The 21,855-nt window shown below is 57.0% G+C and carries 20 protein-coding genes and 4 tRNA genes; 4 read left to right on the top strand and 20 right to left on the bottom strand.

Going from position 1 to position 21,855, the window contains the following annotated elements:
- Nucleotides 1-15 precede the first annotated feature (15 nt).
- Genes hemB through hemA form a run of 6 tightly spaced genes read right to left on the bottom strand, consistent with a single transcriptional unit; the run spans nucleotide 16 to nucleotide 5,671 of the window.
- Nucleotides 16-999 carry a porphobilinogen synthase gene (gene hemB / locus CBW65_RS21795; RefSeq protein WP_087458665.1) on the bottom strand — a complete coding sequence of 328 codons (984 nt, stop codon included), beginning with the start codon at nucleotides 997-999 and terminating at the stop codon, nucleotides 16-18.
- 12 nt (nucleotides 1,000-1,011) lie between these two features.
- A complete protein-coding gene (locus CBW65_RS21800) occupies nucleotides 1,012-1,812 on the bottom strand; it encodes a uroporphyrinogen-III synthase (RefSeq protein WP_087458666.1) in 801 nt (266 codons plus the stop codon).
- Nucleotides 1,809-2,735, bottom strand: a complete 927-nt coding sequence (hemC, locus tag CBW65_RS21805; RefSeq protein ID WP_087458667.1) for a hydroxymethylbilane synthase — start codon at nucleotides 2,733-2,735, stop codon at nucleotides 1,809-1,811. Before hemC ends, CBW65_RS21800 begins: the two co-directional genes overlap by 4 nt.
- On the bottom strand, nucleotides 2,735-3,367 hold the full coding sequence (locus CBW65_RS21810; RefSeq protein ID WP_087458668.1) for a precorrin-2 dehydrogenase/sirohydrochlorin ferrochelatase family protein: 633 nt from the start codon (nucleotides 3,365-3,367) through the stop codon (nucleotides 2,735-2,737). Before CBW65_RS21810 ends, hemC begins: the two co-directional genes overlap by 1 nt.
- A gap of 3 nt (nucleotides 3,368-3,370) precedes the next feature.
- A complete protein-coding gene (locus CBW65_RS21815) occupies nucleotides 3,371-4,189 on the bottom strand; it encodes a cytochrome C assembly family protein (RefSeq protein WP_087458669.1) in 819 nt (272 codons plus the stop codon).
- 51 nt (nucleotides 4,190-4,240) lie between these two features.
- Nucleotides 4,241-5,671, bottom strand: coding sequence for a glutamyl-tRNA reductase (hemA, locus tag CBW65_RS21820; protein ID WP_087458670.1), 1,431 nt, complete (start codon nucleotides 5,669-5,671; stop codon nucleotides 4,241-4,243).
- A 220-nt stretch (nucleotides 5,672-5,891) separates the two neighbouring features.
- Here hemA and CBW65_RS21825 point away from each other — a divergent pair, with 220 nt between their 5' ends.
- Nucleotides 5,892-6,902 carry an ABC transporter substrate-binding protein gene (locus CBW65_RS21825; protein ID WP_232463395.1) on the top strand — a complete coding sequence of 337 codons (1,011 nt, stop codon included), beginning with the start codon at nucleotides 5,892-5,894 and terminating at the stop codon, nucleotides 6,900-6,902.
- A 47-nt stretch (nucleotides 6,903-6,949) separates the two neighbouring features.
- On the opposite strand, the gene CBW65_RS21830 is transcribed toward CBW65_RS21825, so the two are convergent.
- Entirely contained in the window at nucleotides 6,950-7,405 is a 456-nt protein-coding gene (locus tag CBW65_RS21830; RefSeq protein WP_087458671.1) for a tripartite tricarboxylate transporter TctB family protein, read from the bottom strand.
- Nucleotides 7,406-7,525: 120 nt separating this feature from the next.
- Between CBW65_RS21830 and CBW65_RS21835 the strand changes: the two genes are divergently transcribed.
- The 3 genes from CBW65_RS21835 (at nucleotide 7,526) to CBW65_RS21845 (ending at nucleotide 10,125) form a co-directional block, all read left to right on the top strand.
- Nucleotides 7,526-8,290: an ABC transporter ATP-binding protein gene (locus tag CBW65_RS21835; RefSeq protein ID WP_087458672.1), complete on the top strand. Its 765-nt coding sequence runs from the start codon at nucleotides 7,526-7,528 to the stop codon at nucleotides 8,288-8,290.
- Nucleotides 8,280-9,101 (top strand): ABC transporter permease, encoded by an 822-nt coding sequence (locus CBW65_RS21840; protein ID WP_087458673.1) that lies wholly within the window; start codon nucleotides 8,280-8,282, stop codon nucleotides 9,099-9,101. Before CBW65_RS21835 ends, CBW65_RS21840 begins: the two co-directional genes overlap by 11 nt.
- 109 nt (nucleotides 9,102-9,210) lie before the next feature.
- A complete protein-coding gene (locus CBW65_RS21845) occupies nucleotides 9,211-10,125 on the top strand; it encodes a DMT family transporter (protein ID WP_087458674.1) in 915 nt (304 codons plus the stop codon).
- 80 nt (nucleotides 10,126-10,205) lie between these two features.
- Here CBW65_RS21845 and CBW65_RS21850 read toward each other — a convergent pair whose 3' ends face one another.
- From CBW65_RS21850 to rph, 13 genes are all read right to left on the bottom strand, one after another.
- Nucleotides 10,206-11,351: a DUF4097 family beta strand repeat-containing protein gene (locus CBW65_RS21850; RefSeq protein ID WP_087458675.1), complete on the bottom strand. Its 1,146-nt coding sequence runs from the start codon at nucleotides 11,349-11,351 to the stop codon at nucleotides 10,206-10,208.
- Nucleotides 11,352-11,460: 109 nt separating this feature from the next.
- Complete coding sequence (gene yihA / locus CBW65_RS21855) at nucleotides 11,461-12,072, bottom strand: ribosome biogenesis GTP-binding protein YihA/YsxC (RefSeq protein WP_087458676.1); 612 nt, start codon at nucleotides 12,070-12,072, stop codon at nucleotides 11,461-11,463.
- Nucleotides 12,069-14,390 carry an endopeptidase La gene (gene lon, locus CBW65_RS21860; RefSeq protein WP_087458677.1) on the bottom strand — a complete coding sequence of 774 codons (2,322 nt, stop codon included), beginning with the start codon at nucleotides 14,388-14,390 and terminating at the stop codon, nucleotides 12,069-12,071. The genes yihA and lon overlap by 4 nt, the downstream gene beginning before the upstream one ends.
- Before the next feature lie 171 nt (nucleotides 14,391-14,561).
- On the bottom strand, nucleotides 14,562-16,268 hold the full coding sequence (lonB, locus tag CBW65_RS21865) for an ATP-dependent protease LonB (RefSeq protein ID WP_087458678.1): 1,707 nt from the start codon (nucleotides 16,266-16,268) through the stop codon (nucleotides 14,562-14,564).
- A gap of 138 nt (nucleotides 16,269-16,406) precedes the next feature.
- Entirely contained in the window at nucleotides 16,407-17,660 is a 1,254-nt protein-coding gene (gene clpX, locus CBW65_RS21870) for an ATP-dependent protease ATP-binding subunit ClpX (protein WP_087458679.1), read from the bottom strand.
- 147 nt (nucleotides 17,661-17,807) lie between these two features.
- Entirely contained in the window at nucleotides 17,808-19,112 is a 1,305-nt protein-coding gene (gene tig / locus CBW65_RS21875; RefSeq protein WP_087458680.1) for a trigger factor, read from the bottom strand.
- Between the two features lie 189 nt (nucleotides 19,113-19,301).
- Nucleotides 19,302-19,376: transfer RNA gene (locus tag CBW65_RS21880), tRNA-Gln, on the bottom strand.
- Between the two features lie 16 nt (nucleotides 19,377-19,392).
- Nucleotides 19,393-19,468: transfer RNA gene (locus CBW65_RS21885), tRNA-His, on the bottom strand.
- Nucleotides 19,469-19,474: 6 nt separating this feature from the next.
- Nucleotides 19,475-19,551, bottom strand: a tRNA-Arg gene (locus tag CBW65_RS21890).
- 6 nt (nucleotides 19,552-19,557) lie between these two features.
- Nucleotides 19,558-19,631: transfer RNA gene (locus CBW65_RS21895), tRNA-Gly, on the bottom strand.
- A 132-nt stretch (nucleotides 19,632-19,763) separates the two neighbouring features.
- The gene (locus tag CBW65_RS21900) at nucleotides 19,764-20,315 is read right to left on the bottom strand and encodes a metallophosphoesterase family protein (RefSeq protein WP_087458681.1); all 552 of its coding nucleotides are present in this window, start codon (nucleotides 20,313-20,315) and stop codon (nucleotides 19,764-19,766) included.
- The gene (locus CBW65_RS21905) at nucleotides 20,312-20,953 is read right to left on the bottom strand and encodes an XTP/dITP diphosphatase (protein ID WP_087458682.1); all 642 of its coding nucleotides are present in this window, start codon (nucleotides 20,951-20,953) and stop codon (nucleotides 20,312-20,314) included. Before CBW65_RS21905 ends, CBW65_RS21900 begins: the two co-directional genes overlap by 4 nt.
- Before the next feature lie 37 nt (nucleotides 20,954-20,990).
- Nucleotides 20,991-21,749 (bottom strand): ribonuclease PH, encoded by a 759-nt coding sequence (rph, locus tag CBW65_RS21910; RefSeq protein WP_087458683.1) that lies wholly within the window; start codon nucleotides 21,747-21,749, stop codon nucleotides 20,991-20,993.
- Between the last annotated feature and the right edge of the window lie 106 nt (nucleotides 21,750-21,855).

Here is a 21,855-nt window from a genome sequence, read left to right on the forward strand (position 1 = left end):
AGGACACCTCCGGGATCAATAGCCTGCTTTTAGATAACCTGCAATGTCTTTGGAGAAATAGGTCAGGATCAGATCCGCACCGGCGCGCTTGAAGCCGGTCATCGTCTCCATCACCAAGGCGCGCTCGTCGATCCAGCCGTTTTGGGCGGCCGCTTTGACCATCGCGTATTCGGCCGACACGTTGTACGCCACAATCGGCAGATCCCACGTGTCGCGCAGTTGGCGGATGATGTCCATGTAGGCCAGAGCGGGCTTGACCATCAGCATGTCTGCGCCTTCCGCCACATCGGACGCCGCTTCCCGCATCGCTTCGCGGGAGTTCGCCGGGTCCATCTGATAGGTCTTGCGGTCGCCGAACGCCGGTGCGGAGTGCGCAGCTTCGCGGAACGGGCCGTAATAAGCGGACGAGTATTTGACCGCGTATGAGATCACCGGAACGTTCAGATAGCCGTTTTGATCGAGCGTGTGGCGGATCGCCGCGATGCGGCCGTCCATCATGTCGGACGGTGCCACGATGTCAGCGCCAGCCTGCGCATGCGACAGCGCGGTCTTGGCGATCAGTTCCAAGGACGGGTCGTTGAGGATCTCGCCGTTCTCGACGATGCCGCAGTGCCCCGCCGGGTTGTACTGGCAGAGGCAAACGTCGGTGGTGATCACGAGGTTCGGATTCTCTTCTTTCGCGACGCGGATCGCCTTTTGCACGATGCCTTCTTCCGCGTAAGCCTGCGAGGAGCAATCGTCTTTGTGATCCGGCACGCCAAACAGGATGATCGACGGAATGCCGAGCTCCGACACTTCGTTCACTTCGCGGCGGAAGTTGTCCAGCGAGAAGTGGAAGACGTTGGGCATCGACGGGATCTCATGTTTCACGTTGTTGCCTTCGACGACAAACAAAGGATGGATCAGATCGTTTACAGTCACATGGTTCTCGCGCACCATCGCACGGATGCCTGCCGAGCTGCGCAGGCGGCGGTGGCGGTCAAAATCAAGATGGTTCATTCGTAGGTCCCCCTAACGGCTGTTGGTCGTAAAAAAGCGGGCCAGCGCCTCAACCAGCCCTGGAATCGTATATGTATCGGCCATCACATCGATGTTCAAGCCCTGATCTTCTGCCGTCTCTTTCGTCACCGGCCCGATCGCCGCCAGCACGGCGCCGCTCAGCAGTGACCGTGGATCATACACGGGCAGAGCGGACAGAAAATTGGTCACAGTGGACGACGATGTGAAGGTGACCGCATGAATCTCGTTCGCCTGCAAGGCACGAACCAATTCTTCAACATTTTCGGTGACAGCCAGCGTCTGATAGGCATCGACCTCTGTCACCTCGCACCCTTTGGCACGCATTGCATCGGGCATCATTTTGCGGGCGATGTTGGCGCGCGGGAACAGCACGTGCTGTCCCGGTGCGACCTGATCGCCAAGCGAACGCAACAGCCCTTCGGCGACAAACTCCTCCGCCGTGACGGCGACCTGCACGCCATGGCGTTCCAGCGCGGCCGCCGTTTTGCTGCCCACCGCCGCCCAGCGTACGGACGATGCGGCCGGCAGCACCCCGTTAGTTTGTTTCATTCGCTCGAAAAACATTTCCACGCCCGTCACGCTGGTCAGGATGATCCAGTCGAACTCGCCGAGCCGGGACAAGGCCAGGTCGAGCGGCCCGAGGTCTTCCGGCCAGTCGGTGCGGATCACCGGGAACTCGAAAGGAATGCCTCCGAGCTCCTCGATCATCCGGCTCAGCTCGCTCGCCTGGCTGCGCGAACGGGTGACGACGATGCGCTTGCCAAGGAACGGCTTCGCATGGTTTGCACTCACTGGGCGATCTCCTCGCGCACTTTGGCCAAGATTTCACCGGCGCCTTTTTCGATCAGGCTTTCGGCGACCGCATGGCCCAGCGCAACCGGATCGGTGCCGGTCGCCGTTTCCTTGAGCAGGGTCAGCCCGTCGGACGAACCGACGATCCCGGTCAGCTTCAGCTCGCCGTCCGTCGTCTCGGCATACGCGCCGATCGGAATCTGGCAGCCGCCGTTGAGACGGCCAAGCACGGTGCGCTCAGCGGTGACGATGCGGCGGGTGTGCTCGCTGTCCAGCACGGACAGGATCTCGCGGATCTCTTCGTCTTCGGAGCGGCACTGGATCGCCAGCGCGCCTTGCCCGACAGCCGGGATGCACAGCTCGGTCGACAAGCGCTCGGAGATCTTGTCCGCCCAGCCCATGCGTTCCAGACCGGCCGCCGCCAGCACGATCGCGTCCAGCTCCATCTCTTCCAGCTTGGCGAGACGGGTGTTGATGTTGCCGCGCACCGAGACGATCTCGATGTCCGGGCGGGCGTGGCGCAGCTGTGCGGCACGGCGCAAGGACGAGGTGCCGACGCGCGCGCCGATCGGCAGGTCGGTAAACGTGCTGCCGCTTCTGGTGATCACCACGTCGCGCGGATCTTCGCGGTCGGTGATCGCGACCAACATCAGCCCTTCCGGCATCTCGGTCGGCATATCTTTCAGCGAATGCACAGCGAAGTCGATCTTCTTCTCATACATCGCCTGCTCAATTTCCTTGATGAACAGGCCTTTCCCGCCGACTTTGGACAAGGTGACATCGAGAATGCGGTCGCCTTTGGTGACGATCTTCTCCATGCCGATCTCAAGCCCTGCGTGATGTTCCTTCAACTTTGCCATAACCCATTCGGTCTGGGTCAGCGCCAGCGGACTTTTTCGAGTCCCAACTACAATACGCTTCATCATCCGCGTCCCCCTAGTATGCGTTCCAGCAGTTCATGCGCCGCTGCGGTGTGACCCGCGCGCAGGAGCTGCAGCAGTTCTGAATTGGCCAATCTTCGCAGTAGTTCCGTCCGCGCCGCACCATCCGGCACTTCGGCCAGGATGCGCGTGCGGGCGTCTGCCATCAGGTGTAAAAATTGTTCAATCTCCGGTCCGAAAAACGCTTCCAACTCCTCGCGAAGCTTTTTTGCCACGACTGGCGCCGCTCCGGATGTGGAGATCCCCACCGTGAGCGGCCCGCGACGCAGCAGCGCCGGAACGGTAAAATTGCCGAAGCGCTGGTCGTTGACGACATTGACCAGCCGGCCGTGCCGCTCCCCTTCCTCATAGACGGCAAGATTCACGTCACGCGAAGAAGTGGCGGCGATGATCAGGAAATACGGCGCGGCATCGCCCGCTTGAAACGGACGGGCCTCCCAGCTTAGTGTGCCATGTTCCGCCAGTTTCAACAGCGGTGGGGTGAGGCTGGGCGCGATCACCGTCACATCGGCCCGGCAATCGAGAAGCCCGGTGATCTTGCGCTCAGCCACCGGGCCCCCTCCGACAACGAGACATCTGCGTCCCGCAAGTTGTAAAAATGCGCCGTACAACATCGCTTACCAGCTGTGGAACCCGGAGAAATAGGTGCCGACAAACAGGTAATTGATGATGACCAGACCAAACGAAGCGACGTTCCACCATGCCAGTTTGCGCCCCGACCAGCCGCTGGCGGTGCGCAGGTACAGCCAGACGACGTACAGCCCAAGCAGCACGACCGAGACGAGCGGCTTGGCGTCGAGGATCAGCACCGAGCCAAACTGCGTGTAATACCAACTCACCCCGAGGATCATCGCGACCAAGAGCAGCGGGAACCCGACGATGATCAGGCGGTAGGTAAAGGCGTCGAGCTTGTCGAGCGCCGGCATCCGGCGGAACATGTTATTCCAGCGCTTTTCCTTGAGCATCTTCGACTGGATCAGGTACATGATCGAGAAGATGAACGAGATGGAAAAGGCCGCATAGCTGAGGAAGGCCAGCGTGATGTGCAAGACAAGCAGGTCGCCTTGCAGATTCTCTCCGACGCGGACGCTGCCTTCTCCGGTCACAAGGTCAAACACGACCATCGCAAATCCGATCACGTTGGTGAAGAAAGCAAACAGGTCGATCTTATAGAAATAGTTGATCACCAGCGAAAACGAGATTAATAGCCATGAGAAAAAGAGTGTGGTCTCAAAAGATGTCACCAAAGGCACATAGCCGACCTCGGTCATCCTGGTCAGGAAAAACGAAGTCTGCAGCCCCCACACCGCGGCCAGCAAACCAAACGCGATGCGGTTGAGCGTCCTGCGATGTCCAATAAAATCCAGAAAATACAACACGACTGCAATCGCGTAGAAAAAGACCATCAAGTCATACATCAACAGACTCTTCGGCATGATGAACACCTCCTTCTTGCCAGTCTGAATCAGTTCTAAGCTTTCGCAAAGCTACCGCGATCCGATCCGCGACAGCAAAGAGCGCTTGGCGCCGGAGGACGCCGCTTCTTCCTGACGGGACTGCTCGATCTGGCGGGTGGCGGCAGCGATGACGGCCGTCATCTCGCGCACTTCCGCCTGGGCAGCGATCTGCTGCTCTTTGTGCTGTTCTTTCAGCTCTTCTTCGAGCCCAAAGATGCGGGTGAACGCTTCGAGATACAGTTCCGCTTCCCGCTCGCCGGCCATCTCTTTGACCTGCTTGATCGGCTCATGGATCAACTGGTTGACCATCGCATTGGTCAGCTTGTTGACGGTGTGCATCTCTTTTTCCGAGAGGTTCGGCATTTTGTTGCTCAGGTTCTGCATCAGGTTGGACTGCGCCGCCATCGCTTTTTCGCGCAGCTTGTGGATCAGCGGAATCGCTTCCTGCTGGTTGAGCCACATCTTAAACGCCGCCAGCTCTTCTCCGATGATCTCCCCGACCTTCTCCGCTTCCTTCTGGCGCTCGGCCAAATTGACCTTGATCACGCCTTCCAGATCGTCGATGTCATACAGGAACACGTTGTCGATCTTGCTCATCTCCGGGTCCAGATCGCGCGGCACGGCGATGTCGATCAAAAACAGCGGGCGGTGCCGGCGATGCTTCATCGTCGCCTGCACATGCTCGCGCGTCACCACATAGCCTTCCGCTCCGGTCGAGGACACGACGATGTCCGCTTCCTTCAACGCCAGGTCCAGCGAGTTCATATCGAGCGCCTTGCCGTTAAACTTGTCGGCCAGTTCCTTCGCGCGCTCATACGTGCGGTTGACAACCAAGACCCGGGTCGCCCCGTTGGCGTTGAGATGCTTCGCCGTCAACTCGCTCATTTTGCCGGCGCCGATGACCAGCACCGTCTTCTCGTCGAGCGACTCAAAGATCTTCTTGGCCAGCTCCACCGCCGCATAGGAAACGGACACGGCATTTTCGCCGATCTTCGTCTCCGCATGCGCGCGTTTAGCCACGGTGACCGCCCGGCGGAACAGATTGTTAAAAATCGAACCGGTCGCCTGCTTTTCCTGCGCAAACAAGAAGGCCTGGCGGACTTGTCCCAAAATCTGCGTCTCGCCAAGCACCATCGAATCCAGCCCGGATGCGACGCGGAACAGATGACGAATCGCGTCGCCTTCCCCATATTGGTACAGGTGCGGCAAGAACGCTTGTCTCGACACACCCGACATCTCGCTCAAGAACTTGTAGATCTCATCCTGCCCGTCGATCCGCTCTTCCACCACGGCATACACCTCGGTGCGGTTGCACGTCGAGACGAGCACGACTTCCGCAATGCGGCCGCTCTGTTTCAGGCGCGAGATCGCATCCTCCAGACCATCGGCCGGGAGGGCGAACCGCTCGCGAATCTCGACAGGAGCCGACCGGAAGTTCAGCCCCACGACCATGATGTACATTCTCTCTCACTCCCTTATCTATCTCAAAAGCCGCATGATCTGTGCCATTTAGCTCTCCGTCCACTACAAACATCCTCATTATATCATAGCTCCCGCACAACTCACGGACGAAATATGACATCTTTTTGTCCGCTTCGACAAACCATCCCGCTCATTCACCAAGACAAACGCCTAGACATACACTGTCTATCAACTTCTCATAAACAGGAGGTCTGGGACCGTGAAGAAACAATGGAAGCAATTTGCCGCAGCCGGACTGATCACCGCTGCGCTCACAATGACCGCCTGCTCCCCGAGCGGCGGCGATGGAAGCGACCTGCAGGAAGTGCGGGTGTCGGAAGTCATCCGCTCCATCTTCTACGCGCCGCAGTATGTGGCGATCGAAAAAGGCTATTTCAAAGAGGAAGGCCTCAATGTCTTGCTCGACACCGCCTGGGGCGGCGACAAAGCGATGACCCGCCTGTTGGCCGACCAGACGGACGTGGCGCTGATCGGCGCCGAGACGACCGTCTACGTCCAGCAGCAAGGCGCTGCCGACCCGGTGGTCAACTTCGCGCAAGTCACCCAGCGCGACGGCTCGTTTGTCATCGCCAGAAACAAGATCGACAACTGGGACTGGTCGATGCTCAAAGGCAAGAGCCTGATCGGATCGCGCAAAGGCTCGATGCCGGAGATGGTCTCCGAATACGTCCAGAAGCAAAACGGCCTGCAGCCGTTCACAGACGTCAACATCATCCAAAACATCAGCTTCGACAACCAGGCGACCGCCTTCGCATCCGGCACCGGCGATTTCCTGCAGGCGTTCGAGCCGAGCGGCGCGATCTTGGAAAAAGCGGGCCAGGGCCATGTCGTCGCATCATTCGGCGAAGATTCCGGCAAACTGCCCTACACCGTGTTTATGGCCAAAGCCAGTACTATCAAGTCTGAGCCAGAGACCTTCCAGAAATTCACCAACGCCGTCCAAAAAGCCCAAAACTTCGTGCACTCCTCCACGCCGGAAGAAGTCGCCAAAGTCATCCTGCCGTATTTTGAAGGCGTCGATCCGGAAATCGTCGCCGCTGTCGTCAAGCGCTACCAGGAGTCGGACGGCTGGGCCAAAGACCCGGTGATCGACCAAGAGGAATTTGACAACATGAAAAAAATCATGAAAGACGCCGGCGAGCTGAAAGCGGACGTCAAATACGAAGACCTCGTGAACACCACTTTCGCAGAAAAAGCGCAGGCAAACTAGGAGCAAGCTCACAAAAAAGAGCCTCTTCTCCGGGGGAGAAGAGGCTATCAAGAAAAGGAGAGGAGAAATATGGGTTTCCCCACTATCTTCTCCTTTTTTTCATGTTTTATACATCTCACTTCCGTATGCCCCGCTCTGTCGACCCAGCTATAAGCACCGATCAGCTTAAACAGACAAAACGCCAGCAACAGCGTGCAGACCACATACCCAAGCAGCGGGGTGAACAGGCGGTAGAGGATCAGGAGAAGCACCGTGCCGCCCATCATCCTGCGCGCCTCCGGCACTCGGTTCGAACGTTCCGGCGGACGGCTTTTGACGAACAGCAAAAACACCAGACCGAGTACGATCATCAACCCTCCGACCACGCCAAACAGCACATGGTCGCCGACAAAGACGCTCATGCCATACGGAGCCAGCCGCACCGTTTCCCACATGGCGAGTGCGCCGAGCAGTACGACAAACACCCCGAACAGCCGGTCAAACCCACTCCAGGTTGGACGCATGGCTCACCTCCTCATGCAGGGTGCTTCACAAATACGCAGTTTGTCGAAAAATTATCCCCTTGCACCAAAAATGGGCGCCGCCCATACGCTGTAAGAAATCAGCAAAGTGAGGTGAACGCGATGGCAGCGATCTCGTTTGCAGGGGTCGATCAGAAGTACATCACCGTCTCCGGTGAGACGACTGCGCTACAAGGGATCGAGTTTGCCGTGCAGCAAGGCGAGCTGATCGGGCTGGTCGGGCCAAGCGGCTGCGGCAAAAGCACGATCCTCTCGCTGATCGCCGGGCTGCTTTTTCCGACGCAGGGCGAGGTGCGCGTAAACGCCGAACCGGTGCGGGGGCCGTCCCCAGAAGTCGGCTACATGCTGCAGCAGGATTATCTGCTGCCATGGCGCACGATCCGCGACAACATCCTGCTCGGTCTGGAGATCCAGGGCAAGAAAACGAAAGACAACACGGAGCAGGCGCTCCGTTTGCTTAGCGAGATGGGGCTGAAGGATACGGCAGACAAATACCCGCACCAGCTCTCCGGCGGGATGCGCCAGCGCGTTGCGCTCGTCCGCACGCTGGCTGCGAACCCGAAAGTGATCCTGCTTGACGAACCGTTTTCGGCGCTCGACTATCAGATCAAGCTGCAGTTGGAAGATCTGATCCAGAATACGCTGAAAGCAAAAGGGCTGACCGGCGTGCTCGTCACACACGATCTGGGCGAAGCGATCGCCATGTGCGACCGCGTCATCGTGATGGGCAAGAACCCCGGCACCTTGAAAAGCACCTACATCATCCCGGAAGAGATTCGCGAACTCTCCCCGTTTGAAGCGCGGGAGCACGTCGAGTTTCACGCCCTGTTCCGTGACGTCTGGGGGGATCTGCAAGATGAAGACTAACCTCTTGACCCGCGGCGCCAAGACGCCCGACCACGCCGCGTTTTTGCGCAAGAAGCGGCTCACCACGCTTGGCATCATCGCCACGCAGTTGCTGATCGCCGCCCTCTTCCTGATCGGCTGGGAGATCGGCGCGCGCCAAGGCTTTGTGAACAGCTTTATCTTCTCGCAGCCGTCGAAAGTCTGGGGGCAGTTCCTGACCATGCTGTCTGACGGAACGCTGCTGCACCACACGTGGATCACCGTCTGGGAGACGGTCGTCGGCTTCGTGCTTGGCACGGTGGCCGGCACCCTGCTCGCCGTCGTGATCTGGGCCTCGCCGGTGCTGGCGCGGGTTCTCGACCCGTATATCGTCATCTTCAACTCGATGCCGAAAGTGGCGCTCGGCCCGATTTTTATCGTGGCGTTTGGGCAAGGCTTTCTGTCGATCGTGATGATGGCGCTGGCGATCTCGGTCGTGATCACGACGATCGTCGTCTACACGTCCTTTCGCGATGTGGATGCGAACATGATCAAGCTGGTGCACACCTTTGGCGGCTCGCGCTGGCAGGTGTTCCAAAAAGTCGTCTTTCCGGCGGCGCTGCCGACGATCCTGTCCACGCTGAAAGTCAATGTCGGACTGTCCTGGGTCGGCGTGATCGTCGGCGAGTTCCTCGTCGCGCAGGCCGGGCTCGGCTACCTGATCATCTACGGCTTCCAGGTGTTCAACTTGACGCTGGTCATGCTTGCCCTGTTCGTGATCCTGATCGTCTCGACGATCATGTACCACGCCGTGGCGTTTTTCGAGAACCGATCTTTGAAATGGCGCAATTAAACGGTAAAAAGACTGCCTGTGCTCAGGCAGTCTTTTCTTGCGTTGACGAAATGCTCGCGGGCTATTATGTTGGTACTAGAAAGGTACAGCGGTGGAGGGACATCTGAAGATGAAAAAGCAAAGGCTGGCCGACCTCGTGCTGCTCTTCGTCACGTTTACGTGGGGCGCTACGTTTGTTCTGGTCAAAGAAGCGATAGACAAGATGCCGCCGTTTACTTTTTTGGGCGTGCGTTTTCTGGTCGCAGCACTGATTTTATTTTTGATCATGGTAGTTTTTTATCGGGAAACGCTGAAAGACTTGACCCGGCAGCTGTGGGTGATCGGTTTGTGGATTGGCTTGCTGCTGTTTGGCGGGTATGCGTTCCAGACGTTTGGGCTGCTCGATACGACCGCATCGAACGCAGGCTTTATCACCGGGCTGTCGGTGGTGATGGTGCCGCTGTTTGCCTTGTGGCTGTTGCGCCAGAAGCTGAAGCGCAATGCGGTGATCGGGGTGCTGGTGGCGACTGTGGGCTTGGCGATGTTGTCCTTGCATCAGTTTGAGGTCAACTTGGGCGATGCTCTGGTCTTTTGCTGCGCGATCTGTTACGGGCTGCACATCACGCTGGTCGGCAAGTATACGACGCGGTTTCATGCGCTGCCGTTTGCGTTTGTGCAGATCTTCTCCTGCGGCGTGTTTAACATGATCGGCGGATTCCTGTTCGAGGATGTTGGCGCGTCGTTCAGCAAGGATGTGCTGTTTGATCTCACCGTGTTCTCGGCGCTGTTGATCTGTTCGGTAATCGCGACGGCGTTTGCCTTTGTGGCGCAAAATCAGTTCCAGAAGTTCACCACGCCGACGCGCACCGCGCTGATCTTCGCCACCGAGCCGGTGTTTGCGGCGATCACCGGCTACCTGTGGGCGGGCGACCGCCTCGGGACCCTGCAAGTGATCGGGTGCCTCTGCATCCTCGGCGGCATGCTGGTGGCTGAGCTTGGAGGCAATCAGGAAAAAGAACCGCAAAAAGAAACCTCTTACGCCTGATGGCGCAAGAGGTTTTTTGTTTGTTGGCAGCAGATTGGGTCGGCACTGCCGGGTGCGGGAAGTTCGTTGATACGCCACTGTTAGTTGGCAGCAGACGGAGTCGTTGTTCCCGGTTGATTTGTTGCAGGCTGTGTATTGGCAGCCGGTTTGTTCGTTCCAGCGGGCTGGGTGGTGGTTGCCGGCTTGTCGGTTGCAGCCGGTGGGGTGGTGGTTGCCGGTTTGTTTGTTCCAGCGGGCTGAGTGTTTGTTGCCGGCTTGATGCTGTCAGCCGGCTTATCGGTTGCCGGCGGGGTGGGCGCTTGCTTCAGGATCGAGATCGAGCCGGTGTTGGTGTTCAGGTTGACTTGGCCGCCGCTTTGGCCGATCTGGCCTTGGACGGATTTGCTTGGGCCGGTGCGGCGCTCGTTGAGCTGGAACTCGGTGTCGAGGGCGCCAACGTTCGTTTTTGCATCTACCGTCACGTTCGCCTGCTCCGGCAATTGCACCGTCAAGGCGCCGACGTTGGAGTTGACTTCCAGCTCCTTGATCGCCTGGCCGCCTTTCACGGAGATCGCACCTGTGTTGTTCTTCACGTTCAAGCTGCCTTTAAAACCATCGATGTCGATCTTCGCCACATTCGCTTCCACATGCAGGTCGCTTTGCAGGCCGACGATGGTGATATCGCCAACTTTCGAGTACAGCTCAACCGCCAGCGTCGGCGGCACGATCAGCTCATAGTCGATGCGGAACTGCTTCATCCAGTTCTCTTCATAGTAACCGCTCGAGGAGACATACACCGTGCCGTCTTCCCCATAGTTGATATCGATGCCTACATTCTTCAGGCGCTGTTCCGCCGTTTCTTTCGACTCGGTGGTGTTCAGCTTTTTAATAAATTTCAGGGTCATTTTCTTCGCATTCGGGTCGGCGGTGATCTTGATCTGACCGACGTTGTTCTCCAACTTCAGGCGCTTGATCTTCTCGATCTCGACCTGCTCTTCACCTGCCGCCGTCACCAGATGCCCGTCGCTGAAGCCTTCTGCCAGTTGCTCCATGCTCTGGCCGAAACGATCCATCTCTTCACCAAACTGCTCCATGTTTTGCCCGATATACACTTCACCATTTTCATACTGCTGATTCTGCTCGGCAGCCACATACTCATCCATGTGGATCAGTTTGCCAACCGCTCCTGTTAAAAGCACCAGTCCGAAGACGATCAGGGCATAGCCCCAGCTTTTATGTAATTTCATCGCTCTCCACTCCTCCGTTGGTATTCCGTTTGTCCATATAGACGATGCCCGCCGGAGATACCCTTCACTTTTTGAAAAAGTTTTTTTGAGCAAGCAAAAACCCTCCGGATCAACCGGAGGGCGGAATGATTTTTTCGACGCCAATGTGTTTGGCGATCAAGTCCCATACTTCTTGCTTGCCAAGTCCCGTGTCGGCCGAGGTGAGAATGATCGGCGTGCCAGGCAAGACTTGCAGTTTTTCTTTGATCACCTTGATGTGCTTCTGGTACTGTCCGCGTGAGACTTTATCCGCCTTGGTGACCAGGATGGCGTGCGGACGGGCGTAGTGGGCCAGATACTTATACATCTCCACGTCTTCATTCGAAGGAGCGTGGCGGATGTCGATCAGTTGCATGACAAGTTTTAAGTTCTCCCGATTGTCGAGGTAGGTGCCGATCATCTTGCCCCACTGGGCTTTGACGTCTCGGGGCACCTTGGCAAACCCGTAACCGGGCAAGTCGACAAAATACAGGTCTTCGTTCAGCAGGTAATAGTTCAACTGCTGCGTCTTCCCCGGCGTCCCCGACGTGCGCGCCAAACCGCGGCGATGCAGGAGTCGGTTGATCAAGGAGGACTTTCCGACGTTCGAGCGGCCTGCCATCGCAACTTCTGGCAGTTCACCTTCCGGATACTGCTCCGGCTTGACGGCGGAAATGATAAATTTTGCTTCGCGAATCATCATTTGCTTTGCACCAACGCTTCTTTTAACACTTCGTCCATATGTTCCACGGGCACGATCGTAAGTTCGGCGCGGACCGTTTCCGGAATGTCTTCAATGTCTTTTTTGTTTTCGATCGGCAGGAGCACTTTCTTGATTCCTGCGCGGTGAGCTGCCATGCACTTCTCTTTGACGCCGCCGATCGGCAGGACGTGGCCGCGCAAAGTGATCTCGCCGGTCATCGCCACTTCGCGGGAGACCGGAACACCGGTCATCTGCGAGATCAGGGCGAGGCACATCGAGATGCCCGCCGACGGACCGTCTTTCGGGATCGCGCCTTCCGGGATGTGCAGGTGAATGTCATTTTTCTCAAGGAAGTTCGGGTCGACGCCAAGCGCCTCCGAACGCGAACGGATGTAGGAGAAGGCAGCCTGCGCCGACTCTTTCATCACGTCGCCGAGCTGGCCGGTCAAGGTCAGCTTGCCTTTGCCCGCATAGGTGGTCGCTTCGATGGAGAGCGTTTCCCCGCCGACCGCCGTCCACGCCAAGCCGGTCACAACGCCGACCTGGTCTTCTTTTTCGGCCAAACCGTGACGGAAACGGGCGCCGCCGAGGTAATCGGGCAGGTTCTCCGGCGTGATCGTCACATGCTCGGTCTCGCCCGAAACGATCTGCTTCGCCATTTTGCGGCACAGGGATGCGATCTGGCGCTCCAGATTCCGCACGCCCGCTTCACGGGTATAGCCGCGAATGACCGCATAGATCGTATCGTCGGTGATCTCGACTTGCTCCTGCTGCAAACCATGGTTCTCCAGCTGTTTGACCAGCAGGTGATTCTTGACGATGTGCAGCTTCTCCACCTCGGTGTATCCGGACAAGGAAATCACTTCCATCCGGTCCATCAAAGGCTGCGGGATGTTGTGCAACACGTTGGCGGTGGTGATAAACATGACCTTGGACAGGTCATAGGGAATTTCTATGTAATGATCGCTAAACGTGTTGTTTTGCTCCGGGTCGAGCACTTCGAGCAGCGCCGAAGACGGGTCGCCGCGGAAGTCGGACGTCATCTTGTCGATCTCGTCGAGCAGGAAGAGCGGGTTGTTTTCTCCGGCTGTCTTCATGCCTTGGATCACACGGCCCGGCATTGCGCCGACGTATGTTCTTCTGTGCCCGCGAATCTCCGCTTCATCGCGCACGCCGCCCAGCGACACGCGGACGAATTTGCGGTTCAGCGCCTTGGCGATCGAACGCGCCAGAGACGTTTTCCCCACACCGGGCGGTCCGGCCAGACAGAGGATCGGGCCTTTCAGCTTCTTGACCAACTGCTGCACGGCCAAGTATTCGAGAATGCGCTCTTTGATCTTGTCGAGGCCGTAGTGCTCCTCGTCGAGGATCTCTTCCGCACGCTTGATGTCGATGTCCTCTTCGCCTTCTTCTGTCCACGGCAGGGCCAGAATCCAGTCGATGTAGGTGCGGATCACGCCGCCTTCTGCCGAGGTGGTCGGCATTTTTTCCAGACGGTCAATCTCCTTCTCGACTTTCTCGCGCACTTCATCGGGCAGGTTCTTCTTGGCAGCGAGTTCGCGGAGCTCTTCCGCTTCGCCGCCGCGGCCTTCCTTGTCGCCCAGTTCCTTTTGGATCGCCTTCATCTGTTCGCGCAGATAGTATTCCTTCTGCGTTTTCTCCATCTGCTTGCGGACGCGCTGGTTGATCTTGCGCTCCAGCTCCAGCACTTCGCGCTCGTCAGACAGGATCTTCAGCAGGCGCTCCAGACGCTCTTTGACATCGACAGCTTCGAGAATCTCTTGCTTGTCGTTGATTTTGAGCGTCAGGTGCGACGCGATCGCATCGGCCAGACGGCCCGGCTCGTCGATATCGGTGACGGCAGCCAAGGTCTCCTGGGTGATCTTCTTGGAGATCTTGATATATTGTTCAAACTGGTGCAGAACTGCACGCATCAGCGCTTCTGTCTCCGGATCGTTATCTTCCGGCTCCGGCAGTTCCTCCACTTCGACGACATAACATTCGTCCGTCTCCACATATCCGGCAACCTTGGCCCGGTTCAAGCCTTCGACGATGACGCGCATCGTGCCGTTGGGCAGCTTGAGCATCTGCTTGACTTTGGCGACTGTGCCGACATCAAACAGATCTTCCGGTTCCGGTTCATCAATATGAGTTTCTACTTGCGAGACGAGGAGGATCAGATTTTCGCCAACCATTGCCCGCTCCACCGCTTTGACCGATACTTCCCGACCCACGTCAAAGTGCATGACCATGGTGGGATAGACGATAAGTCCGCGCAGCGGCAACAACGGGAGGGTGCGCTTTGTGCTGATTCCCATCGTGTTCACCTCCATCATGAAAAAGAAAAAAGTACCTGCTTCTGCTAGTATGCCAATTGTACCGTAAGGCATGTTGTTTGTCTAATCCTGACCATTAAAAAACCGGAGGTTCTGTCCTGGCATGCAAAAGCGGGGAGTACTCAAGCTCCCCTGCTATGCATGTTGTGTATTCTATGGCGTTTGGTTTGACATGTTGACCGATGGAACGGTGAGCAGATTCGCAGGCAGCGGCGCTGCCACGGCGCTTTTTTCCGGCAGCTCTTCCGGCACCAGGGAAAGATCGATCACCTGCTCGATGCGCTCGACCGGAATGATCTCGAGGCCTTCGAACGTTTTGAAAATGTCTTGCCAGTTGTCTTTCGGAATCACCACGCGGGTCGCCCCGGCCTGCTTGGCCGCTTCGACTTTGGCGATCACGCCGCCGATCGGTTTCACAAATCCGCGAATCGACACTTCGCCGGTCATCGCCAGACGGTTGTCGACCGGGATGCCTTTGATCGCCGAATAGATCGCCGTCGCCATCGTGATGCCGGCCGACGGACCGTCCACCGGAATGCCGCCCGGGAAGTTGACGTGCAGGTCATAGTCGAGCGGGTCGACATCCATCGTGCGGCGCAGGACGGTCATCACGTTTTCGACCGAGCCTTTCGCCATCGACTTGCGGCGGGTGCTACGCGCGCCGCCGTTGGTCTGCTCTTCTTCGACAACGCCGGTGATGTTGATCGTGCCTTTGCCGCGTTCCGATGATTTGGCGGCGGTGACTTCGATCTCCAAGAGCATCCCCATGTTTGGACCGTAGACAGCAAGGCCGTTGACGAAGCCGACCTGCGGCATGTCCGGCACCTGCTTCTCCGGGCGCGGCGAGATCTGCGAGCAGTTGATCACCCATTCCACATCGGCGGTGGTGATGTTCTTGCGCGTTTCACCAAGCGCAATGCCTGCTGCCGTCTGCACGACGTTGACCGCTTCGCGGCCGTTGGTGGCGTATTTGGCGATCGTTTGCACCGCACCCTCTTCGATATCGAACAGGATCTTATTGGCGGCAGTGATGACGATCGACTTGATCTCATCCGGCTTCAAAGCCCGGAAGAAAATCTCCACGCAACGCGAGCGGATCGCCGGCGGAATCTCGTCGGCGGTGCGGGTCGTCGCACCGATCATCCGGAAGTCGGCCGGCAGACCGTTTTGGAAAATGTCGTGAATGTGGCTGGGAATCTGATTGTCTTCTGAGGAGTAGTAAGCGCTCTCCAGAAATACTTTGCGGTCTTCGAGAACTTTTAGCAGCTTGTTCATCTGAATCGGGTGCAGCTCACCGATCTCGTCGATGAACAGCACGCCGCCGTGTGCTTTTGTGACGGCGCCCGGCTTCGGCTGCGGGATGCCCGCCATGCCCATCGCCCCGGCCCCTTGGTAGATCGGATCATGCACCGAACCGATCAACGGGTCGGCGATGCCCCGCTCATCGAAACGGGCGGTGGTGGCGTCGAGTTCAATAAACTTGGCGTCTTTGCTAAAAGGCGACACCTGATTCTTTTTGGCTTCAGACAGCACGAGCCGCGCGGCAGCCGTCTTGCCGACGCCAGGCGGTCCGTAAATGATGACGTGCTGCGGATTCGGGCCGCAAAGCGCGGCGCGCAATGCTTTAATCCCGTCAGCTTGCCCAACGATCTCTTCGAACTTGGTCGGACGCGTTTTTTCCGCCAACGGTTCGGTCAAAGCGATCGCCCGCATCTTGCGCAATTTCTCCAGCTCTTTTTTCGATTCGCTCTCAATGGCGGAGCGGTTGTTCTGCTGGGCTTTTAACTGGTTCCAAAAATAGAGCCCGATGACGACAGCAAAGAACACTTGCACCAGACTCAGGATCATTGTGAAACTCATCGTTTGCGTCCCCCCCTCAACTTTCACGATCCAAAGCATTGGATTTAGTATGTCCCCAGAAAAGCCAAGTAAAACCTTTGCAGAAATGAAAAAGAACCGACTCCAGTGAATGGAATCGGTTCTGATCGAGAGCCCGGTTTACGCCGGCTCTTCTTGTTTGGTTTTGCCGTCTTGAGTGATCAAGCTCGGCGCTTTGCCGTCGGTGATCGACTCTTGCGTGATCACACACTTGACCACATCTTCGCGGGACGGCAGGTCGAACATCACGTCGAGCATCGTCGACTCGATGATCGCGCGCAGACCCCGCGCACCGGTCTTGCGCTTGATCGCTTCTTTCGCGATCTCTTCCAGCGCTTCGTCGGTGAACTCCAGTTCGACGTTGTCCATCTGGAGCAGACGGTTGTATTGCTTGACGATCGCGTTCTTCGGCTCGGTCAAAATGCGCTTCAGCGCTTCGACGTCGAGCGGTTCGAGCGCAGTCAAGACCGGCAGACGACCAACAAATTCCGGAATCAGGCCGTAGCGCTGCAAATCTTCCGGCATCAGGCGGGAAAGCACGAACTCGCGCTCGTCTTTCTTCTGATCTGTCTGGCCGAAACCGATCACCTTTTCGCCCATCCGACGCTTGATGATCGACTCCATGCCGTCAAATGCGCCGCCGCAGATGAACATGATGTCTTTCGTGTCGATCTGGATGAACTCTTGGTGCGGATGCTTGCGTCCCCCTTGCGGCGGTACGCTTGCCGTCGTGCCTTCGAGGATCTTGAGCAGCGCTTGCTGCACGCCTTCACCCGAAACGTCACGCGTGATCGACGGGTTCTCCGACTTGCGGGCGATCTTGTCGATCTCGTCGATGTAGATGATGCCCTTTTGCGCCTTCTCCACATCGTAATCTGCCGCTTGAATCAGACGGAGCAGCACGTTTTCCACGTCTTCCCCAACATAACCCGCTTCGGTCAGCGATGTTGCATCGGCGATGGCAAACGGAACGTTCAGGATGCGCGCCAACGTCTGAGCGAGCAGCGTCTTACCGCTGCCGGTCGGGCCGATCAGCAGGATGTTCGACTTGGAGAGCTCGACTTCTTCGTTTTTCGCTTGCGTGTTGATCCGCTTGTAGTGGTTATACACAGCAACCGCGAGCGCCTTCTTCGCCTGATCCTGGCCGATGACGTATTGATCAAGGATATCCCGAATCTCACCCGGCTTCGGGATGTCTTTCATCTCAAACTCTTCCTCTTCGCCAAGCTCCTCTTCGACGATCTCGTTGCACAGCTCGATGCACTCGTCACAAATATAAACACCTGGTCCAGCGACCAGTTTGCGCACTTGGTCTTGGGTCTTGCCGCAGAACGAACACTTCAGTTGCCCTTTGTCATCATTGAATTTGAACATCGTAAACCTCCCTTACGTAAAGTGCCCGCGACAACCTGCCAACTGAATCAATCGACTCGCATTATGTATTTTGGAAAAACAAGGCACCTTTATGCAAAGTGCCTTGTCTCCTCCAGAACCTATTTTGGTAATGCAGATATGTGGGAACTACTCAACTTTCGCAGATTCAACAAGGACTGCGATCGTCTTGCGAGTTTTGATGTCGTTGTGCAGGTTGGACAGACCCGGATCACGCGCTTCGAGGATGCTCTTCACGCGCTCCACTTCCATTTTAGCGGAAGCAGCGATTTTCTCCAGTTCTGTATTGATTTCGCCTTCGGTTGCTTCGATTCCTTCTGCAGCGGTGACTGCTTCCAGAACCAGACCGGTGCGGACACGGTTGACCGCTTGACCGCGGAACTCGTCTTTCAGGCCTTCGACAGAAGCGCCGGTGAACTGAACGTACGCGTCAAACGGAATGCCTTGCTGTTGCAGACGCTGTTTGAAGTCGTTCATCAGGAATTCGATCTCGTTGTCGATCATCGCTTCCGGAATTTCGATGGTAGCGTTCTCAACCGCTTGGTTGATTACCGCTTCCTCAACGTGCATCTGTGCGTCATGCTCAGCTTTTTCTTTGAGTTTATTCTCGATGTCAGCCTTCAATTCGTCAAGGGTGTTGAACTCGGAGATATCCTTGACAAACTCGTCGTCGAGCGCCGGCAGCTGCTTGCGCTTGACTTCGTTCAGGGTCACTTTGAAGACAGCCGGCTGGCCTGCGAGGGTCGCGACATGGTACGCTTCCGGGAAGTTGACGGTGATCTCCTTCTCCTCGCCTTTCTTCATGCCGACGATTTGCTCTTCAAAGCCCGGGATGAAGGTGTTGGAGCCGATTTCGAGCTGGTAGTTGTCCGCTTCGCCGCCTTCGAAAGCTTCGCCGTTGACGAAACCTTTGAAGTCGATGTTGACGAGGTCGCCGTTTTCAACAGCAACGCCGTCTTCAGCAACCACGATCTCAGCGTGGGAACCTTGCAGGTTCGCAAGCTCTGCGTCGATCGCTTCAGCCGTTACGGAGAAGTCTTTCTTCTCAACGGTCAGGCCTTTGTAAGCGCCCAGTTCAACTTCCGGCTTGACGGTGACGGTCGCCTTGATTACAGCGGCCTCGTTTTTGCCGAATTGAAGAACGTCGATCTCCGGACGGTCAACCGGCGTAATGTTCGCCTCTTTGACTGCAGCCGTGTAGGCTTCCGATAACAGGATATCCAGCGCGTCTTGATATAATACCTCAACGCCAAAGCGGTTTTCGAAGATCTGGCGCGGCACTTTGCCTTTGCGGAAGCCCGGAACTGCTACGGTCTTCGCTGCTTTCTTGAACGCTTGGTCCAGTGCGTCGTTGACATGCTCTGCGCCAACCTCGAATTCAAGAACGCCAACGTTCTTCTCTATTTTTTCCCAATTCTTAACTACTACTGCCATCTGTGAATCCTCCCTTGAATCAACCAATGCGGAAAACGCTGCCTTGTATGTAGTACTGTGGCTTGTCCACGCATGTTTTCAATGTAGATTGATACAACCACCACATTATATCACAAATGGGGATAAGTTCAAACACAAAAACACCCCCATCTTCACGACGGAGGTGTCCATTTTCTGGAAGTGTTAAGTTGGCTGGGGTGGAAGGGATCGAACCTTCGCATGACGGAGTCAAAGTCCGTTGCCTTACCGCTTGGCGACACCCCAAAAAGAAAAAAATCAATGGGGCGACCGAGGGGAATCGAACCCCCGAATGCCAGAGCCACAATCTGGTGCGTTAACCACTTCGCCACGGCCGCCATTGATGGCGTCCCAGGAGGGATTCGAACCCCCGACCGACCGCTTAGAAGGCGGTTGCTCTATCCAACTGAGCTACTGAGACAAGTTATGGAGCGGGTGATGGGAATCGAACCCACGCGACCAGCTTGGAAGGCTGGAGTTCTACCATTGAACTACACCCGCGCATGTTAAAGAAAGTGTGTCGCTCTTGCGGCGACGAAAGTTAGTATACAACAGAACGAAACTGAAAGTCAACACTTCCGAGCCGGAAAGTTTCGGCAGAAAAAAGACCGCCGACGTTTGCTGTCAGCGGTCTTATCGTACCGAAAAGACATGCTCCATGTCAAAGGCGGGAATCCGCGTTCCATCGAGCGTATAAAAGCAAAATTGCCCGTGCACCCCGTCTTCCCTCGCGCTCAGTTCCAATACGGCATACGTGCACACCGTATAGCCGCGCGGATAGGACAGGCTGCCCGGATTGAGAAACACACAGCCGTCTTCTACATATAAGACGGGCGTGTGCGTGTGACCAAACACGGTGAACTGCACGCCGTGCTCCGCCGCTTTGTACAAGAGCTGCAAAGGTGAGGTTTTGACATTCACCGTATGCCCGTGCAGCAGCAGGGCGGACACGCCAAGCAGGTCGAGCGTCTTTTCCTCCGCTTCGATCCCGTACGGGTCGCAGTTGCCGCAGACGGTGACCGAGTTCGGATACGCCCCGTCGAGCACATCTTCCGCGTGGTCGCCCGCGTGCAGGAGCAGATCATAGCCGCCCATCCTCTCCTGCAGCTGCGCGATCACCTCATCGATGCGGTCGGTCCGCCCGTGCGAGTCGGAGATGATCAATACGCGATACGCAGCGGTCATTCGCCGATCCCTTTGTCCGTTTCGCTCTCTGCGCCTGTGTGGCCTTCCATCTTCAGCATCTCGATCATGCCGCGCAGCGCTTTCGCCCGGTGCGAGATCAGATTTTTCTCTTCCAATGAAAGTTCGGCCAAGGTTTTGTCGCGGTCGGGCAACACAAACAACGGATCATAGCCAAATCCCTGCGTGCCACGCCCAGCGCGTAAAATAGCGCCGTCTAGCGTCCCGAACGAGACCAGGGTCTCCTGCCCCGGCCGGGCCAGCGCGATCGCCGAAACGAAACGGGCCGTCCGGCTCTCATCGCTCACCTCGGCGAGTTCGCCGACCAGTTTGGTGTTGTTTTCCACATCGGTCGCGTGTTCGCCGGCGTACCTTGCCGAATAGACGCCGGGACGCCCTTGCAGCGCGTCGACTTCCAGGCCGGAGTCATCGGCCAGCGCCGGCATATGGTAGGCCTTGGCGATCTCCTCCGCCTTTTTGATCGCGTTGCCGGCAAACGTGTCCTTGTCCTCGACGACGTCAGGCGCGTCTTGCGGCACCGCTTCGACATGCCAGCCCAGCTCGGCGAAAAAGTGCTGAAACTCTTTGACTTTGCCTTGGTTCTTGGTGGCAAGAAGAAGTTTGGTTTGAAACTGTCCCATCACTGACCTCCGATTGCTCCCCTATGTAAAAAGCCGCTTAGGCGTTTTGCATCGCATTTTTCGCGATCAAATTGGTGATCTGCTCACCCAGCACTTCCTTTTGCAAAGCGATCCACTTTTCGCTGCCGATCTTGCCGAGTTCCAGCATCTTGTGCAGTTCGTCCATCGAGAACGTCGCTTCTTCGCCGGTGCCTTGCAGCTCGACAAAACGTCCGGCGCCGGTCATCACGATGTTCATGTCGACGTTGGCTGCCGAGTCTTCGTGGTAGTTTAGGTCGAGCACCGCCTGATCGCCGACCATGCCGACAGAGACCGCCGCCAGAAAATCGGTGATCGGCAAGGAGCTGAGCGAACCTTTTTCCACTTGCTTGTGCAAAGCGTCAGCCAGCGCGACAAAAGCGCCGGTGATCGACGCGGTGCGGGTGCCGCCGTCCGCCTGAATCACGTCGCAGTCCAGCCACAAGGTTTTTTCGCCAAGCGCTTTCAAATCGACGATGGCGCGCAAAGCCCGTCCGATCAGACGCTGAATTTCCATCGTGCGCCCGCCGACTTTGCCGCGCGAAGATTCGCGCTGGTTGCGGGTGCCGGTCGCACGCGGCAGCATGCCGTATTCAGCGGTGATCCAGCCCGTGCCGGAATTGCGCAGGAACGGCGGAACTTTGTCCTCGACCGTCGCCGTGCAGATCACTTTCGTGTCGCCGACTGAGATCAAAACCGATCCTTCAGCATGTTTGATGTAATTGCGTTCAATGGTAATCGTGCGGGTTTCGTTCGGTTGACGTCCGTCCACTCGCATTCCTTGAAGACCTCCCCTGGTTCCCATAAGATACTCTGATAGCATAACCTTATTTTCCCGTTTCCACTACCCCAAACTTTGCCAACAAAAAACCAACGAGACCATG

This window comes from Tumebacillus avium, from assembly GCF_002162355.1.
Taxonomy (GTDB): Bacteria; Bacillota; Bacilli; order Tumebacillales; family Tumebacillaceae; genus Tumebacillus_A; species Tumebacillus_A avium.